Origin of the sequence: Paraburkholderia sp. BR10954, from assembly GCF_040965775.1 — a bacterium.
Taxonomy (GTDB): domain Bacteria; phylum Pseudomonadota; class Gammaproteobacteria; order Burkholderiales; family Burkholderiaceae; genus Paraburkholderia; species Paraburkholderia youngii.
Genome location: NZ_JBFRCK010000020.1, coordinates 33,929 through 50,326, shown reverse-complemented (window position 1 = coordinate 50,326; position 16,398 = coordinate 33,929). Strand labels below are relative to the sequence as shown.

Annotated in this window: 18 protein-coding genes; 6 read left to right on the top strand and 12 right to left on the bottom strand. The window is 62.7% G+C overall.

Annotated elements, in window-relative coordinates:
- The 6 genes from AB4Y34_RS24980 to AB4Y34_RS24955 all read right to left on the bottom strand — a co-directional run bounded on the left by AB4Y34_RS24980 (position 1) and on the right by AB4Y34_RS24955 (position 5,012).
- Positions 1–855 carry an SDR family oxidoreductase gene (locus AB4Y34_RS24980; RefSeq protein ID WP_176378383.1) on the bottom strand — a complete coding sequence of 285 codons (855 nt, stop codon included), beginning with the start codon at positions 853–855 and terminating at the stop codon, positions 1–3.
- A 44-nt stretch (positions 856–899) separates the two neighbouring features.
- Positions 900–1,709: an enoyl-CoA hydratase/isomerase family protein gene (locus AB4Y34_RS24975; protein WP_368717534.1), complete on the bottom strand. Its 810-nt coding sequence runs from the start codon at positions 1,707–1,709 to the stop codon at positions 900–902.
- Between the two features lie 17 nt (positions 1,710–1,726).
- Positions 1,727–2,533, bottom strand: a complete 807-nt coding sequence (locus AB4Y34_RS24970; protein WP_368717533.1) for an enoyl-CoA hydratase/isomerase family protein — start codon at positions 2,531–2,533, stop codon at positions 1,727–1,729.
- A gap of 11 nt (positions 2,534–2,544) precedes the next feature.
- Positions 2,545–3,345 carry an enoyl-CoA hydratase/isomerase family protein gene (locus AB4Y34_RS24965; RefSeq protein WP_368717532.1) on the bottom strand — a complete coding sequence of 267 codons (801 nt, stop codon included), beginning with the start codon at positions 3,343–3,345 and terminating at the stop codon, positions 2,545–2,547.
- Positions 3,346–3,437: 92 nt separating this feature from the next.
- The gene (locus AB4Y34_RS24960) at positions 3,438–4,589 is read right to left on the bottom strand and encodes a thiolase (protein WP_368717531.1); all 1,152 of its coding nucleotides are present in this window, start codon (positions 4,587–4,589) and stop codon (positions 3,438–3,440) included.
- 57 nt (positions 4,590–4,646) lie between these two features.
- Positions 4,647–5,012, bottom strand: a complete 366-nt coding sequence (locus AB4Y34_RS24955; RefSeq protein WP_368717530.1) for a Zn-ribbon domain-containing OB-fold protein — start codon at positions 5,010–5,012, stop codon at positions 4,647–4,649.
- Positions 5,013–5,396: 384 nt separating this feature from the next.
- Here AB4Y34_RS24955 and AB4Y34_RS24950 point away from each other — a divergent pair, with 384 nt between their 5' ends.
- The 5 genes from AB4Y34_RS24950 to AB4Y34_RS24930 are packed head-to-tail and all read left to right on the top strand — an operon-like array spanning position 5,397 to position 9,964.
- A complete protein-coding gene (locus AB4Y34_RS24950) occupies positions 5,397–6,560 on the top strand; it encodes an acyl-CoA dehydrogenase family protein (protein ID WP_368717529.1) in 1,164 nt (387 codons plus the stop codon).
- 48 nt (positions 6,561–6,608) lie between these two features.
- Positions 6,609–7,085, top strand: a complete 477-nt coding sequence (locus AB4Y34_RS24945; RefSeq protein WP_176111382.1) for a MaoC/PaaZ C-terminal domain-containing protein — start codon at positions 6,609–6,611, stop codon at positions 7,083–7,085.
- A 2-nt stretch (positions 7,086–7,087) separates the two neighbouring features.
- Entirely contained in the window at positions 7,088–8,341 is a 1,254-nt protein-coding gene (locus AB4Y34_RS24940; protein ID WP_176378389.1) for a CaiB/BaiF CoA-transferase family protein, read from the top strand.
- A gap of 38 nt (positions 8,342–8,379) precedes the next feature.
- A complete protein-coding gene (locus tag AB4Y34_RS24935; RefSeq protein WP_368717528.1) occupies positions 8,380–9,144 on the top strand; it encodes a glucose 1-dehydrogenase in 765 nt (254 codons plus the stop codon).
- A 43-nt stretch (positions 9,145–9,187) separates the two neighbouring features.
- Entirely contained in the window at positions 9,188–9,964 is a 777-nt protein-coding gene (locus AB4Y34_RS24930; RefSeq protein ID WP_176122725.1) for an enoyl-CoA hydratase-related protein, read from the top strand.
- An 82-nt stretch (positions 9,965–10,046) separates the two neighbouring features.
- Here the strand turns inward: AB4Y34_RS24930 and AB4Y34_RS24925 are convergent, their stop codons facing one another.
- The 3 genes from AB4Y34_RS24925 to AB4Y34_RS24915 are packed head-to-tail and all read right to left on the bottom strand — an operon-like array spanning position 10,047 to position 12,695.
- The gene (locus AB4Y34_RS24925) at positions 10,047–11,198 is read right to left on the bottom strand and encodes a Gfo/Idh/MocA family protein (RefSeq protein ID WP_368717527.1); all 1,152 of its coding nucleotides are present in this window, start codon (positions 11,196–11,198) and stop codon (positions 10,047–10,049) included.
- Positions 11,199–11,235: 37 nt separating this feature from the next.
- A complete protein-coding gene (locus AB4Y34_RS24920; protein ID WP_368717526.1) occupies positions 11,236–12,255 on the bottom strand; it encodes an SDR family NAD(P)-dependent oxidoreductase in 1,020 nt (339 codons plus the stop codon).
- Entirely contained in the window at positions 12,252–12,695 is a 444-nt protein-coding gene (locus AB4Y34_RS24915) for a nuclear transport factor 2 family protein (protein WP_368717525.1), read from the bottom strand. Before AB4Y34_RS24915 ends, AB4Y34_RS24920 begins: the two co-directional genes overlap by 4 nt.
- A gap of 180 nt (positions 12,696–12,875) precedes the next feature.
- Here AB4Y34_RS24915 and AB4Y34_RS24910 point away from each other — a divergent pair, with 180 nt between their 5' ends.
- The gene (locus AB4Y34_RS24910; protein WP_368717524.1) at positions 12,876–13,763 is read left to right on the top strand and encodes an SDR family NAD(P)-dependent oxidoreductase; all 888 of its coding nucleotides are present in this window, start codon (positions 12,876–12,878) and stop codon (positions 13,761–13,763) included.
- 20 nt (positions 13,764–13,783) lie between these two features.
- Here the strand turns inward: AB4Y34_RS24910 and AB4Y34_RS24905 are convergent, their stop codons facing one another.
- From AB4Y34_RS24905 to AB4Y34_RS24895, 3 genes are all read right to left on the bottom strand, one after another.
- Positions 13,784–14,464, bottom strand: a complete 681-nt coding sequence (locus AB4Y34_RS24905) for a TetR/AcrR family transcriptional regulator (protein ID WP_176378395.1) — start codon at positions 14,462–14,464, stop codon at positions 13,784–13,786.
- Between the two features lie 132 nt (positions 14,465–14,596).
- A complete protein-coding gene (locus AB4Y34_RS24900; RefSeq protein WP_368717523.1) occupies positions 14,597–15,589 on the bottom strand; it encodes an NAD(P)H-dependent flavin oxidoreductase in 993 nt (330 codons plus the stop codon).
- Positions 15,590–15,610: 21 nt separating this feature from the next.
- Positions 15,611–16,390: an SDR family NAD(P)-dependent oxidoreductase gene (locus AB4Y34_RS24895; protein WP_176378397.1), complete on the bottom strand. Its 780-nt coding sequence runs from the start codon at positions 16,388–16,390 to the stop codon at positions 15,611–15,613.
- Between the last annotated feature and the right edge of the window lie 8 nt (positions 16,391–16,398).

Below are 16,398 nucleotides of genomic sequence, written 5' to 3'. Positions count from 1 at the left end.
TCACCCCTTGCGAGCGTGGGCGCGCATCGCGTCCCATTGCTCGTCGGTCCAGTCCTGCATGGCGCGGAAGGTCGGACCGCCCACGCCCTGCATCCAGCGGCCGCCGTCGATCACGATCATGTCGCCGGTGATGTAGCCGGAGCCATCCGACGCCAGATAAGCGTAAAGATCGGCGAGTTCCGTGTGATCGCCGAAGCGCCGCAGCGGCACCGAGCGCTCCTGCGGCTCGACCTGCGATCCCGGCGGGTACAACTGCTCCCATGCACCCGGCGTCGGGAAAAGTCCGGGCGCCACCGCGTTCAGGCGAATGCCCTTCGGGCCCCACTCGACCGCGAGGCTGCGGGTCATCGCCAGAACACCCGCCTTCGCCGCGGCGGACGGCACGGTAAAGGCCGAGCCCGTCATCGTGGGCGTCGATACCGTGCTGATCACGTTGCCCGGGTGACCCGCGTCGATCCAGCGCTTGCCCGCCGCGATCGTGCAATAGAAGCTGCCGTGCAGCACGATGTCGAGCACCGCATCCACTGCCCGCGCCGACAGGCTTTCCGTGCGCGCGATGAAGTTGGCCGCCGCGTTGTTCAGCAACACGTCGAGCGGACCGTCCCGCCAGATCGTGTCCATCATCGACTCGACGGACTCCGCGCTGCGCACGTCCGCCTGCACCGTCGTGACACGGGCGCCCGGCACCGCGCCGCGAAACTCGTCGGCCGTCGCGTCCAGCACTTCCTTGCGGCGACCACAGATGACGAGTTCGGCGCCCAGTTCGAGGTAGCGTCGGCCGATACTCTTGCCAAGGCCAGTGCCGCCTCCGGTGATGAGAATTCGTTTGTTCTTCAGCAGGTCGGGCGTAAACATATGCGTTGAACTTCCAGTAGAGACAGCAACGGAGAATGGCAGCGTCAGGCGCCCGTGAAAACCGGCTTGCGTTTTTCCATGAAGGCCTTTACCGCCTCCGTGTGGTCGCTCGTTTGACGGGTCAGCGGATTGAGGTCGGTTTCGAGGCGGCATGCGTCTTCGATCGAATTGCCCGCGTTGACGAGGCTCGCCTTCAGGAGCGCCAGCGTCACTGGCGGATAACTCGCGAAGCGCGCCGCGGTCCCGATTGCCGCATCGAGCACGCCGCCGCTTGCGGCCACCTCGCTGACGAGGCCGAGGCGGCGCGCCTCGGCGGCGTCGATCACATTGCCCCTGAGCATCAGCTCACGCGCCTTGCCGCCGCCGATCTTTTGCGGCAGCGTCCACAGAATGCCGGTATCGGGCAACAGCCCAACCTTGCCAAAGGCACACGAATATCTCGCTGTATCGGCGCTTACCACGACATCGCATGCGGCAGCCAGTGACACCCCCGCCCCGTAGCATGTGCCCTCTACCGCCGCAACGACGGGTTTCGTGCCCGTATAGATCAGCTTGAAAAGACGCACACCCACTGCGATACGCTCACGAAGCGCCAGCAGCGGTGGCGTGGCCGCGTGCATTTCGGACAGGTCGCCGCCCGCGCAAAAATGGCCGCCCGCGCCCGTCAGCACGATCGCGCGGGTATCCGGGTGGTCGTGCATCAGCCGCTGGAACACCTCGGTCAGCGCGAGACGCATCTTCATGGAGAACGCGTTGCGGCGCTCGGGATAGTTCATCGTGACGATGGTCACGTCGCCTTCGCGGCGAAGCTGCACGATCTCGTCCGCAGCCTTTTCTTTCTGCTCGATAGTCATCGCATTGCTCCCCGCGCTCACTCGCCCGTGAAGACCGGTGTGGTCTTTTCCATAAACGCCTTGCAGGCAGCCTGATGGTCTTTCGACTGACGCAGGATGGGCTGAAAGTCGATCTCGGCTCTCAGCGCGCCTTCCATGGTCGTCGCGGCGTTGGTCAGCGCGTCCTTCAGCAGCGCCACGCCGAGCGGCGGCAGCTCGGCGAGGCCGCGCGCCACTTCGATTGCCTTCGCGCGCGCAGTACCCGGCTCGACGACTTCGTTCGCAAGGTGAATGTTTTTGGCCTTGTCTCCGTCGATCTCGGTGGCGAGCGAGAGCATCTCGCGCGCGCGAGCCATGCCGATGCGTTTCGGCAGCGTCCACAGAATGCCGGTATCCGGAATCAGACCTACACGCAGAAACGCCGCGCAAAACCGCGCAGTCGAAGCCGCGACGACGTAGTCGGTCGCCACCGCGAGCGACAGACCGGCGCCGAAGGCCACGCCTTCCACCGCCGCCACGACCGGTTTCGGTCCAGCCTGCATTTCCCGCACCACGACGCACGACTCCGCCAGGATCTCGCGGCTTTGCAGGATCGTGCGCTTCGTCATCTCGGAGATGTCCGCGCCCGCGCAGAAGTGCTCGCCCGCACCCGCGAGGACGATTGCGCGCGAATCCGGATCGTCGACCATCAGCCGATGCATGGTGTCGCGCAGCAACTGGCGCATCTGGCGTCCCATCGCGTTGCGGCGCCGGGGATTGTTCAGCGTCACGATCGCGACGGGTCCCTCGCGGGTCACCTCGATCAGCGACGTCACTTCGTTTTCTGCCGTTTGTTTTTCGCTCATATCGCCTTCCGTCAGTCGGCCACGAATACCGGCTTGCGCTTTTCCATGAAGGCGCTCACCGCCTCCTGGTGTTCGCGGCTGCGGCGCAGGATAGGCTGCAGGTTGACTTCGGTTTCGATCGCATCGTCGAGCGTGCGGATGCCCGTCGCGAGCGCGGCCTTCAGGTGCGCGGTGGCCACCGACGGCAGTTCCGCGTACTGTTGCGCCACCTTCAATGCGGCGTTCAGCGCCTCGCCGGGCTCTACGACCTGATTCGCAAAACCGGTTTCGCCTGCTTCGACGCCATCGAACTCGCGCGCGCTCAGCATCAGTTCGCGTGCAAGACCGCCGCCCACGCGCTGCGACAGCGACCAATAGAGCCCCGTATCGGGCAGCAGCCCCACCTTGATGAACGCGCTCGCATATCGCGCGGCCGACGACGTGACGACGTAGTCGCACGCGGCGGCGAGCGAGAGGCCGGCGCCGAACGCAAACCCCTCGACGGCGGCGACAACCGCTTTCGGTCCTTCGACCATCAGCCTGAAAATATCGAGCGGCAGTTCATTGCGCTGGCGGTATTCGAGTACCTTGCGCGCCTGCATCTCCGAAATGTCTCCGCCTGCGCAAAACGTATTGCCCGCGCCAGTCAATACGATCGCACGGCAAGTTTCCTCGTGATGCATCAGGCGATAAAGCTGCGCGTATAAGGTCTCGCGCATCTTCAGCGAAAACGCGTTGCGCCGTTGCGGATAGTTCAATGTGACGATCGCGATCGCACCGTCTTGCCGGACCTGTACGATCTCGGCTGCATCGTTGCTGGTCTCTTCGCTCATCTGTCCGTCTCCTGTCGATCAGAGTTGGCGCTGTAGCACTTACTCTGATTCCATGCAAAGCTGTTGACAGTGACCCTGGCGGGCGGCGTGTCTTACAGCGTTTCCTGTGTTCCGAGAATCACCGTGGCCTGGCTCGACAGCACGCCGCCGTTGCCGTGCGCGATCGCCAGCTTCGCGCCCGGGATCTGGCGCTCGCCGGCGCGGCCCGTCAATTGCCGCATCGATTCTTCCATCAGAAAGAGTCCATACATGCCGGGGTGAACGCAGGACAGACCGCCGCCGTTGGTGTTCACCGCCAGCCGGCCACCCGGCGCGATGCCGCCATCCGCTACGAAGTGGCCGCCTTCGCCTTTAGCGCAAAAGCCGAGGTCTTCGAGAAACAGAATGGTGTTGATCGTGAAAGCGTCGTAGAGCATCGCGACGTCGATATCGCCTGCTTTCACGCCCGCCATCTCATACGCACGCCGGCCTGATTCCGCTGCGGCGGTCACCGTGAGGTCCGGCATGCTCGCGATTTCGCGGTGCGAGGTGGCCGAAGCTGCACCCAATAGATATACCGGCTTGTCGGTCAGATCGCGCGCCCGATCGGCGCGCACCATGACGACCGCCGCCGCGCCATCGGTCACGAGGCAGCAATCACGCACGGAAAGCGGGTCGGACACGAGGCGTGCGCCCATCACATCTTCGATCGACAACGGCGTACGCATGTACGCTTCGGGGTTGAGCTGCGCCCAGTTGCGCGCGGCTACGGCCACTTCGGCGAGATGCTCGCGCTTCGTGCCGTACTGATGCATATGCCGCGCCGCCGCAAGCGCATATGACGAAACCGGATTCATCGGCTTGTACGGGCTCTCCCACGGCGAGGGGCGCGACGATTGCACCAGTTTGCCCGCCGCGCTGCGCTGATTGCTTCCATATGCGATCAACGCAACGTCGATCTGTCCCGTACACAACGCCATGGCCGCGGTGTGCGCGTATATTTCGAACGCCGAGCCGCCGCTTCGATTGTTGTCGGTGAACCTCGGGTTAATACCGAGGTATTCGGCAAACGTGAGGCCCGAGAGCATGTCGTCCGGCGTACACACGAAAAGCCCGTCGACATCGCCAGGCGTCAGCCCTACCTGAGCCAGCGCGTCAACGGAGGCACGCGCAGCAAGATCCAGCGACGACAAGCCAGGTGCTTCCCCAATGCCATAGGTGGCGCCTGCCACCAGTGCGGTACGCCCGCGCAAGTTGAATTCCATCGATCTACCTTTCATCGGTGCGACCGGCTCTTGACGGCCGGTTGCGGTTAGCGGGCGTCAGGCTGGTTCGAACACAAGCAGTGCCCCATCTCCCCGGTACACGATCTTCGCCTGCACGGGCATACCAATTCGCACGGCCTCTGGCTCGATGCCCTCTACACAGCTGAGCATGCGCACACCTTCTTCCAGATCGATCACGGCGACGTTGTAGCTTGGCGCGGGCGATTTCTGGCGCACCACGGTGGTGGAATAAACCGTGCCATTCCCGCAGGCTTCGACCCACTCGAGGTCGCGCATCCCCGTAACCGGCTCAGCTACGCGCGGGTAGAACACATAGCGACCGCTGCTGCGGCTACGCTGGATCATCAAGCGGCCCTCGGCCAGAAACTTCTGATAATCGACTTCAGGACAAAGAGAGTCCATTCCCCGCTCCTCCAAATCGTTTTGCCACGGGCTCGCGCCGAATCGAGCCACTCTGTCGGGTCAAAATGGAACACATAACCGAACACTGTTCCAAATCTTAAACGGATTGGAAGGATGCTGTCAACGCCGGAAAACCCCTGCCACGCCCCGTCGCGCAAGGCTGCCACTACATCCCGACCAAATTGCTGGCGCACCTCGGAGAAACCCGCGGCCGCAGGTTTCAGCGCTTGACGACCGGCAAGCGATTCGTTTAATTTATCGAACATTGTTCAATTACCTGAAGAGACCGGCGTGAGTCGGAAGAGGTCGGCGGGGGCGACGTGTCCCCTCTCCGGTGACGAATCCGGGGCCGCCCCAGAAAAACCGCTAGCAAGAGAGCTCGAAGTGACATACGAACTAACAGACGACCAGGTTCAGATCCGCGACCTCATCCGCCGCGTCGCAAGGGAGCGCGTGGCGACACGCGCCGACGAGATCGACCGTACGGCCGAGTATCCGCACGATATGTACGCTCTGCTCAAGGAACTGGGCCTCTTCACGCTGCCGTTTCCCGAAGCGTATGGCGGCGCTGGAAGCCTGATGTCGGCCTGTATCGCCGTCGAGGAATTCGGGCGGGTTTGCTACAACACGGGCTATCTGCTGGTCGTGCAATGGACGCCGTTCGGAGCGATTCTCGAAGGCGGCACCGAAGAACAGAAGGCTCGCCTTCTGCCTGGACTCGCCTCCGGCGACTTGCGGGGCGCTCTGTCGATTACCGAAGCGCAAAGCGGCTCCGACGTCTCGGGCATTCGCACCACGGCACGCCGCAAGAATGGCGGATATTTGCTCAACGGCTCGAAGATCTGGTGCACGAATTCGCATATCGCCGACTTCATTCTGGTCGCCGCCAAGACGCTCGATGAAGAAGGACAGCCGCTCGGCATCAATCTATTCATCGTCGATCGCAACACGCCGGGTCTGACGATCGGCAACGAAGAAGACAAGATGGGCGCGCGCGGCGTCCCGTCGTGTCCGCTTTATTTCGACGACGCTTTCATCCGCACGGAAGATCGTCTCGGGCCCGAAGGCGGCCAGGGGTTCAAGGTGGCAATGGAGACGCTCAACACGAGCCGCCCCATCGTGGCCGCGCGCGCGGTAGGCATCGCGCAGGGCGCGATCGATCACACCGTCAAATTCATTCAGGACCGCGTTGCATTCGGTCAGAGCATCAGCAACTTTCAGGGCGTGCGCTGGATGATCGCTGACATGGTCACCCAGACCGAGGCTGCGCGCCAGCTCGTCTATCGCACGGCGTCGCTCGTCGACGCGGGCGTCAGAGGCCGTGAACTCGCCCCTATGGCGGCGATGGCGAAGATGTTCGCATCGGATGTCGCGATGAAGGTCGCGACCGACGCCGTACAGCTTTTCGGCGCCGCGGGCATCTCCAACGAGTACCCGATCAATCGATATTTCCGCGACGCGAAGGTGGTGCAGATCATCGAGGGCACCAACCAGATTCAGCGCAACATCGTCGCGGACAACGTGCTCGGCCGCATCAAGAAGAACTGACGACGACAGCTGATCTAACAATCGAGCGACAACAACAGAGGACAGGCAATGGTAGAAATCGAAACGGTTGGTCTGGGGATTCACTGGGAGGATCTGCCCGTTGGACGCAAGTTCAAAACCGTAGGCCGGACGGTCACGGAAACGGATGTCGTGAATTTTGTCTCGGTGACCGGCATGCTGGAAGTCCTGTTCACCAACACCGAGTTCTTGCGCGAGCAATCCGCCATCAAGGGCCGTGTCGCGCCGGGAGCGCTGGTGTTTACGCTCATGGAAGGGCTGCTCACGCAGGCCACCATGCAGGGCGTCGGCTTTGCGTTCCTGAACATGGAGCTCGACATCAAAGGCCCGACCTACGTGGGCGACACGATCCATGTCGAATGCGAAGTGATCGAATGCCGGCCTAGCAAGGGGCGTCCCGGCCTCGGGCTCGTGCGCACCCGCAACCGCGTGGTCAAGCAGGACGGCACGGAAGTGATGGTGTACACGCCGCTCAGGCTCGTTAAGGGCAAGGAGTACAAGGCCTGAGCATGGAAAATCCACAACAACCTCTCGAACAGGCGACCGGCCCGCTAGCCGGTGTCCGCGTGATCGATCTGACCATCAACGTGCTCGGTCCGGTCGCCACACAGTTGCTCGGCGACATGGGCGCGGACGTCATCAAGATCGAACCGCCCGAAGGCGACCAGAACCGCAAGAACGGTCCCGGCCGCAATCCCGACATGGCCGTGTTCTATACGATCATGAACCGCAACAAGCGGAGTGTGATCCTGAATCTCAAGCTGGCCGAATGCCGCGAAGCGCTGCTCAAGCTCGTCGAGACCGCCGACGTGATCGTGCACAGCATGCGCCCGAGCGCGGCCGAGCGCCTCGGCATCGACTATCAGACGGTGCGGGCGCGCAATCCGCGCATCGTCTATGCGTCGGGCGCGGGCTATCGAATCGACGGTCCCTACAAGGACCGCCCCGCTTTCGATGACGTGATCCAGGGCGAGAGCGGCATCGCCTCGATGAACCGCGACACGGACGGCTCGCCGCGCTACTTCCCCACCGTGATCGTCGACAAGTTCTGCGGCTACGTGCTGGCGTCGTCGATCGGCATGGCGCTCTATCACCGCGAGCGGACCGGTGTCGGCCAACTCGTGCATGTGCCGATGTTCGAAACGATGCTGCAATTCAATCTGTTCGAGCATCTTTGGGAAGGCGCGCTGGGCTCCAATGACGGAACCGGTCTCGGCTATCCGCGCATGTTCTCGCCGCACCGCCGGCCCTACGCGACGAAAGACGGGCATATCTGCCTGCTCGCCGTGAACAACGAGCAATGGCGCCGCGTGCTGTGCGCAATCGATGCCGCGCATCTGCTCGACGACCCGCGCTTCTGTCACATGAGCGAGCGCATGCGCAACATCAACGAGCTGTACCGCATCGTCGGCGACGCGATCCGCAACAAGACCACCGCGGAATGGAACGCGATCTTCGCCTCCGCCGACGTGCCGCACGGCCCGGTACGCGACCTGAAAGACCTGATGCACGACGCGTACATCAAGGAGACCGGCTTCTTCCAGCGTTTCGAGCACCCAACCGAAGGCGACATGGTCATGACCTCGATACCGGTGCACTTCTCCGAGTCGCCCGGCAACGTTCGCTATCTGCCGCCGAATCTCGGCGAGCACAGCATCCAGGTTCTGATCGAAGCGGGTTACAGCGAAGACGAGGCCAGCGCGCTGCTCGCCCGGGCCACGGGCAAAGCCGACGAAGTTTCCGAAGCGCTGAGCAAGGATTAACTGGCGCGAAAGCGCCTCGCATATCACGGAGGGAATCAATGAAGGGGCTCAAGGAGAAGGTCGTCATCGTCACCGGCGCCGCAGGCGGAATCGGAACGGCCATCAGCAAGCGGTTCGGCGAGGAAGGCTCGACCGTCGCGCTGTTCGATCTGAACGAAGAGGGCGCGGCGCGTGTTGCGGCGGAGATCGAAGCAGCGGGCGGCAAGGCGCGCGCGTACCGCGTCGACATCACGGACCATGAAGGCGTGCATGCCGCGGTGGCGAGAGTCGAAGAAGAACTGGGACCAATCGAGGTTCTCGTGAACAACGCCGGCTGGGACATGGGCGCATTTTTCCTGCAAACCGAGAAGCCGTTCTGGGACAAGGTGGTTGCGATCAACCTGTACGGTCCGCTGAACATGCACCATGCCGTGCTGCGACGGATGTCCGAGCGCGGCCGCGGCCGTGTCGTCAATATCTCGTCGGATGCGGGGCGCGTGGGCTCCTCGATGGAAGCGGTGTACTCGTTCTGCAAAGGCGGCCTGATCGCATTCACGAAGACGATGGCGCGCGAAATGGCTCGCCAGATGATTCCCGTCAACGTCGTTTGCCCGGGTCCCACCGCGACCCCTCTTCTCGACAACCTCGCGCAAGGCGAGAAAGGCGAGCGCATCAAGGCGGCCCTCGTGAAGGCCGTACCGTTCGGCCGCATGGGCGACCCGAGCGACATCCCGGGCGTGGTTGTCTTCCTCGCGAGTGACGACGCCGCCTTCATCAGCGGCCAGGTCATCAGCGTGTCTGGCGGTTTGACGATGGCCGGCTAAAAGGCACCGCTGCCGCAAACAACCAACAACATTGGACTACGACATGGAATTCAAGGACATCAGCTATCAGGAGGCGGATGGGATCGCGACGATCACCATCAATCGCCCGAAGGTCTACAACGCATTCAGCGCCAACACCGTCGAAGAGCTCATCAAGGCTTTCGGCCTCGCGGGATGGAACAAGGATATCGGCGTCGTCGTGCTCACGGGTGCCGGCGACAAGGCATTCTGTACGGGCGGCGACCAGTCCGGCGACGGCTACAACGGGCGCGGCACCGTCGGTCTGCCGATCGAGGAACTGCAAAGCATCATCCGCGACATTCCGAAGCCCGTGATTGCCCGGGTGAACGGCTACGCAATCGGCGGCGGCAACGTGCTCGTGACGATCTGCGATCTCGCCATCGCTTCCGAGACCGCAGTGTTCGGCCAGGTCGGACCGAAGGTCGGGTCGGTCGATCCCGGTTTCGGTACCGCCTACCTCGCGCGCATCGTCGGCGAGAAGCGCGCGCGGGAAATCTGGTATTTGTGCCGCAAATACAGCGCGAAACAGGCGCTCGACTGGGGGCTCATCAATGCCGTCGTGCCGCCCGAACAGCTCGACGCCGAAACGAAGAAGATGTGTGACGAGATTCTGCAGATGAGTCCCACCGCTATTGCGCTGGCGAAGCGTTCGTTCAATATCGACACCGAGAATATCCGCGGTATCGGCGCATTCGCAATGCAGGCGCTCGCGATGTACTACGACACGGACGAATCGAAGGAAGGCGGCAATGCGTTCCGCGAAAAGCGTAAGCCGGAGTTCCGCAAGTACGTGAAGTAAGTGAAGAAGAAGCGTGGGCGACGGGCGTGCGAACCGCCGCCCGCCCACCTGGCTCGAGTAGTGAGGGGCCACGCTGGCCGCTTCAACGATCGGCGATCTCGATCCATCGTCCGCTGCGGCCGGACTCGATCACCGCCTCCACTACCCGGTGCGCGTGGGCAGCCTCTTCGAAGCTCGGCGAGGGTGTGCGCTCGTGCTTGATCGCTTCGAGCATGTCGTGAAACATCCAGCCCATCGACACCATGTACGACGGAGCATTCTGTTTCGAGAACCCCGTTCCCGGCACCGCGAAATAGTGCTCCGGGGTTTCGAGCCATTCGCCCGCGGCCGTGCCGAACTCGAACGGCTCCGGCTTGCCCGCATAGAGACGCGATGAAATGCCATCGCCGAACGTAGGATCGACGTAGAGCAGGCGTCCTTTCGTTCCCCACAATTCGGCACGAATGCCGGGGCCGTCGGCGACTGCCCAGCTTGTCTGGATCGTGCCCAACGCGCCGTTTTCCATGCGCAACACGCCGCAGCCGAGATCGGCGGTGTCTGGCGCGTACGTGCTACCGTCCGGCAAACGCCATTGCTTGATGCCCGTCGTGTCCGACCCGGTCGCCGCCTTCACCCGGCCGAGCAATGGCATCAGAAACAGGACCATGTGGCTGCCGAAATTGCGCCATGCGCTGCCGCCGCTTGTGGATTCGGCTAACCACTTGTACGGCGACACGCCGCCGCCGGGATAGGAGGCATGGGGATAAATGAAACCGTCGTGGTTACGCAATGGCTGAAGAAGCTGAAAATTGAAACCGAGTGGCTCGCCAAGGAAGCCCTCTGAAACAAGCTTCAGCATGTGCATCGCCGCGGGCACCCAGCGGAACTGCGCGTCGACCACACCGACCAGCCCTTTTTTCGCGGCCAGTTCGCTCTGCGCGAACGCATGTTCCGTATCGACCGCGAACGGCAGCGCGTCATAGACGTGCTTGCCCGCGTTGAGCGCGGCCATCACCATGTCATAGCGATACGAAGGCCGGCTGCCGACATCGATGATGTCGAGAGTGGGATCGGCGACGAGATCCGCGACGTCCCAATAGGCGCGCGGCACGCCGAAGGCTTTCGCCGCTGCTTCGGCGGTTTCGCGGTGCGCGGTGCAGACTGCCGCCACCTCCACATCCGGCAATAGCCGCCAGGCGCTGCCATGCACTTTCAGGCTCCAGTTGGCGCCGATGATGCCGATTCTGCGTGTCACGATCGTTTCTCCATGTCTCGTTGCTCCCTGTCGTTGGTCAAAGGCCTGTCGGGTCCAGCCGCCGCTTTGCCTCGGCGCGATAGCCGCTGATGATCGATTCGAACTCTCCCCAAACGCTTTGCGGCTGGTCGAAGTGCGTCGTGTCATCGATTTCGGCCAGATGTCGCTCGATGTCTTCCGGCGTAGGAGGACGGCCGTGCTGGCTCAACCACCCATCGGCCTCGCCGACGAAAACGCGTGCGAACCGCCCGCCCGTTGCCGTGTAGAGCGCGCGATTGGCCTTGCACCGTTCACTTGCCAGCCATATCGCCATCGGCACGACAAATTCGTTGCGGATGCCCGGCGCGACCAGTGCGAAATCTTCCGGCATACCGTCATGGAAATCGGCAGGCCATTCATCGCTGCCCTGACCGAGCCGGCTGGCGCCGCACGGCAGCAACGCGTTGACCTGAATGCCGTACTTCTCGCCTTCCGCGCCGATACTGTTCATCAGCCCCACCAAACCCGCTTTTGCGGCACCGTAGTTGGCTTGCCACACGGAACCAAACATCGCGGATGCGGAACTGGTCAGGACGATTCGCCCATATTTCGCGGCCTGCATCGCACGCCACGCTGGCTGGCCCACAAAAAATGCGGCCATCAGGTGAACGTCCATGATCGAGCGAATCTGCTCGTCGGTGAGTTCCTCAAATGGCGCGTTGCGTAGAAATCCGGCGTTGTGAATGAGGACATCGACCCTGCCGAATGCGTTCAGCGCGGCGTCCACGATTGCAGTTCCACCGGCTCTCGTCGCGCAACTTTCATGGCAGGCGATCGCTTTGCCACCTGCGGTTTCGATTTCTTCGACGACACCCAGAGCCGCGCTCCGGGCACCGATGTCCGACAGCACATTGCCGCGCGGATCGGTTCCCAGATCGTTCACGACGACGGCGGCGCCACGCGCCGCCAACGCCTTCGCATAGTCGCGGCCCAATCCGCTTCCCGCGCCAGTCACGATCGCAACGCGGCCGTCGAAGCGAATTGTCGAATCCGCATCCAACACGTCCTGCGCGTTCATGCCGGCGCTCCGACATCGACGCGCAGTCGCTGCAGCTTCATGCTCTTGATATGCCACTGGCCGTCGATCTTCTCGTAGGTCTCGACATAGTGGCCGTAGCCGTGGAGCGTGCGATTCGGATATCCCGAGTCCGCTTCCCAGCGCAACATGTCTTCCATCGCCCAGATGCCGCTCGCCGTCGTGCCCGACGTGATCTTGATTTCCGGACAATGGCCGTGATGAACACTCACGCATTCCGCAAGAGGAACGCTGACTGCCTGTTCGATTTTTTCCCTGCCGACGAGAATGCATCCGGGCACGTCATCGCTGATATCGAACCGGGCATCGGGCGCGAACACGGATTTGAAGCCGTCCCAGTTCTTTGTGTCGATGCAACGGAAATAGCGCGCTTTGAGTTGCTTGATCTCCTCGATTGCAACGAGCTTTTCGATGTCGGTCACTCGGGTTCCTCCATTGATCGACGCGGTCGCATCGGAGTCTTTATCGAAACCCGCTGTCGCGTGTTCCGCTGATTGCCTTGATGTTCTTGATCAACAATAGCACCGCCAGTACCATTATTCAATACATGAGATTGCGACACGCTTCGGTCGCGCACATCACTAAACGAAAGGACAAGGCGAATGGATATTCTGGATCGCAGAGGCGCACTTGAAGGTCGCAGAGCGGTGTTGATTGGCGGCGCCGCAGGAATTGGAAGAGCGGTCGCTCTGGCACTAGGCGAGGCCGGCGTCGATATCGCTTTGTGCGACATCGATGACGAAGGCATTGCGGACACATCGGCGCAATTGCGAGCGCTCGGCCGCCGCGCGCTCGGCATGCACGCGGATGCCACACAGCCAGAGCAGCTCGCGCAGTTCTATGACGCGACTGCGGGCTTCTTCGATGCGATCGATCTACTCGTGAACGTGGTTGGCGGCACTGGTATGCAGCCGTTCATCGAACGCACGCAGCGCGATTGCGCGGACGACATTCAGCGCAACTTCGGCTACGTGATTGAATCCATGCGTCACGCAGTGCCGCTGTTACAGCGCGGCGGCCGTGGCGGCTCGATCGTGAACTTTACGACCATCGAAGCGCATCGCGGCGCCGGCGGCTTCGCAGTCTACGCTGGCGCGAAGGCCGCAACGACCCACTTCTCGAAGGCAATGGCCTGGGAGCTCGGTCCGCTCGGAATCCGCGTGAACCTGATTGCGCCCGACACGACGCCCAGCGCGGGCAACGCCGCGGCTATTCCCGAACCCTGGCGCTCGCTCAACGCCGATGCCCCGCCCGAGTGGTGGGCGAAGGCCTTCGAGATGTACATCCCGCTGCAAGCTCCTCCGAGTGCGGACGATCTGGCGAATGCCGTATTGTTCCTCGCGTCTGACCTTGCGAAATCGGTCACGGGTCAGGTGCTGCATGTGGATGGAGGCGCCGCGGCCGCCCTCGGCATGTTGCGCTGGCCATACGACGATGGCGCAACGCTCCCCGTTCCGATGGGCGGCACCTTGCGCAAACTGTTTGGCTAATGCCGTAACGGAAATCGCGACTACTTCCGATCCATTGCGCGCGGCAGTATGCCGTCGAGGAACAGCGTAAGTGCGAGCTCTAGCGCGGCATGCCGCTCTTTATCGCGAAGCGGCTCGCCAAGGAAGCTGGCGAGGCCGCCGCTCGTCAGCGCGCCAAAGCACGCGGCCGCCGCGCGCGGATCGGAGACCACGATCTTTCCGTTGAGTGCCAACGCAGCGAGATAGTCAGCGATCGGAGCCAACGCCCTGTCTTGCTGATCGACGACGTCTTCGAGCATCTCGTTCAGTTCTTCTCGCGCCTCGCTTACCGCCCTCCACATCGCGCGTATGCTCGGGTCCGCATGGTAGGACTGGATGATTTCCCCATAGTCGCGCAGCACGGAGCGCGGCGAACGACGTGCGTCGGTGGACACGTTGGTGAGCGGATCGAGCAGCAGCGGAACGCCGCGCTCCATCGCCGCGCGCAGCAGGCCCGCCTTGCTTCCATAGCGCCGGTAGATCGTGGACTTGCTCGCGCCAAACGATGCCGCAATGCCGTCCATCGTCGCGGCTCGATAGCCGACGGCCATGAACTGTTCCAGCGTATGGTCGAGCAGTTCGTCCTGGCGCCTCTCTGCATCGGCCTTGAATGGGCGACCCCGTTTTGCGCGTGGTAAAGCCTCCCCCTTACGCGCGGCTCGCGACCCTTTCTCTGCGCTCATGACTTGTCGATAGATGATGCGTATGGTTCGCCGGTATTGGAACCACTTTGCGTCAGATTGTAGCCTGGGGGTCGCAACCGCCTGAGCCTCGTGACGCGCTGCTGCTCGCTCTATCGTCGCCGCGCTGGCCGTCTAGGTCATCAGTCTGTTCAACCGGCTCGACGCCGCCACCGCGTCGTCGATGATCTCATCGAAAATTGCCTCGACCTTCCGGACCGCGTCAGCAAAGATCGCGGCGTGCCCGTAGTCGATCATGCCTTTGCGTGTGTCGCCAGTCACGTAAGCCTCGTGCGCGAGCGCGCCCATCACGTGCGGACGGAACCGCTCGAACTCGCTCACCTGCGCACGATCCAGTTCCATGACCGCCTCGGCGCTCTCGTTGCGCAGCACGCGGTGGTGATCGCGAATCGCAGACTTGACCACGACGCTTTCGCTGCCGTCGCCCTCCACGACCTTCGCTTTGACCTCGGGATGAATCCATAGCTCCTCGGCGACCATCATGCGAGTACCCATCAGGACCGCGTCGGCGCCCATCGCGAGCACCCCTGCAAGCTGCCGCCCGGTGCCGATGCCGCCGCCGATCACGACCGGCAAGCCGATTTCCCGCGGCGCCTGCGCGGCCTGCACGATGCTGCCGATCTGGTAGACGCCTGGATGGCCGCCGCATTCATTACCGACGACGATCACGCCGTCGACGCCCATCCGCGCCGCCGTATGTGCATAGCGCACGGCGGGCACCTTGTGCAAAACCTTGATGCCCGCCTCCTTGAGCAGCGGCACGACCGCTTCCGGGCTCGCACCGGCCGTCTCCACGCAGGCGACCTTCTCTTCGATCAGAATGCGGATCTGTTGCTTGACCCGCTCCACGCCACCCGCTTGCCGCGATATGTACAGATTGACGCCGAAGTTGCTGGCACCGGTGAGCTCACGGCAGGTGCGCAACTCATTGCGGAATTCGTCGGAATCGGGAAAGCCCGCGCCGACAATGAAGCCCATGCCGCCTGCGTTGACCACCGCCGCGACATACCGTGCGTCGGATACGCGCGGCCCGAGACCGCCGCAAAGAATCGGGTGGCGAATACCGAGCAGATCGGTGATTCGCGTGCTAAACGTGTGGGGGCGCACGATGCCATTTCCTCCCGCACGTCAGCGAAACGAAATCGTGTGGCCGCCATCCACCGCGATCGTCTGGCCGTTGATATAACCGCCCGAAGGCGAAGCGAGCATCACGGCGAGCCCGGCGATCTCCTCGACCTCGCCGAAGCGCTGCGATGGATTGCGGCCACGGTACCATTCGACCATCGCCTCGTCCTCCCATTGCGATCGCGCCATCTCGGTCTTGAACGTTCCGGGCGCGATGCAATTGGCGGTGACGCCCTTTGCTGCGAATTCCATCGCGAGGTTCCTCACGAGCTGCATGTCGGCGGCTTTGGTGAGCCCGTAAGTTCCCGTCGCGGCATCACCGAAAAGGCCGACCACGGATGCCACCGAAATGAAGCGCCCATAACCACGCTCGATCATGCCGGGCACGGTCAATTGCGCGAGCCAGATATTGCTCTGAACGTTGACCTGCATGAACTTGTTGAAGGTTTCGTCTTGCAGATCCAGGGTGGATCCGATCCACGGATGAATCGCCGCATTCGCCATCACGATATCGACTCGGCCCCACTCGCCGTTCGCCGCGGCCACTAGTCCTTGCAGTTCGGCTTTACGGCCGATATTGCACGCGAACGGCATGGCCACGTGGCTGCCGATCTTGTCATTGATGGCTTGCGCGGCAGTTTCGCAGGCGTCGGCGTTCCGGCCGGAAATGACGACTTTCGCGCCGTGCTCCGCCATGCCGAGGGCGCTGGCGTAACCGATGCCGCGACTCGATCCGGTGACGATCGCGACCTTGTCGGTGAGGTCGAATAGTGATGAGCGCATTGGTACTC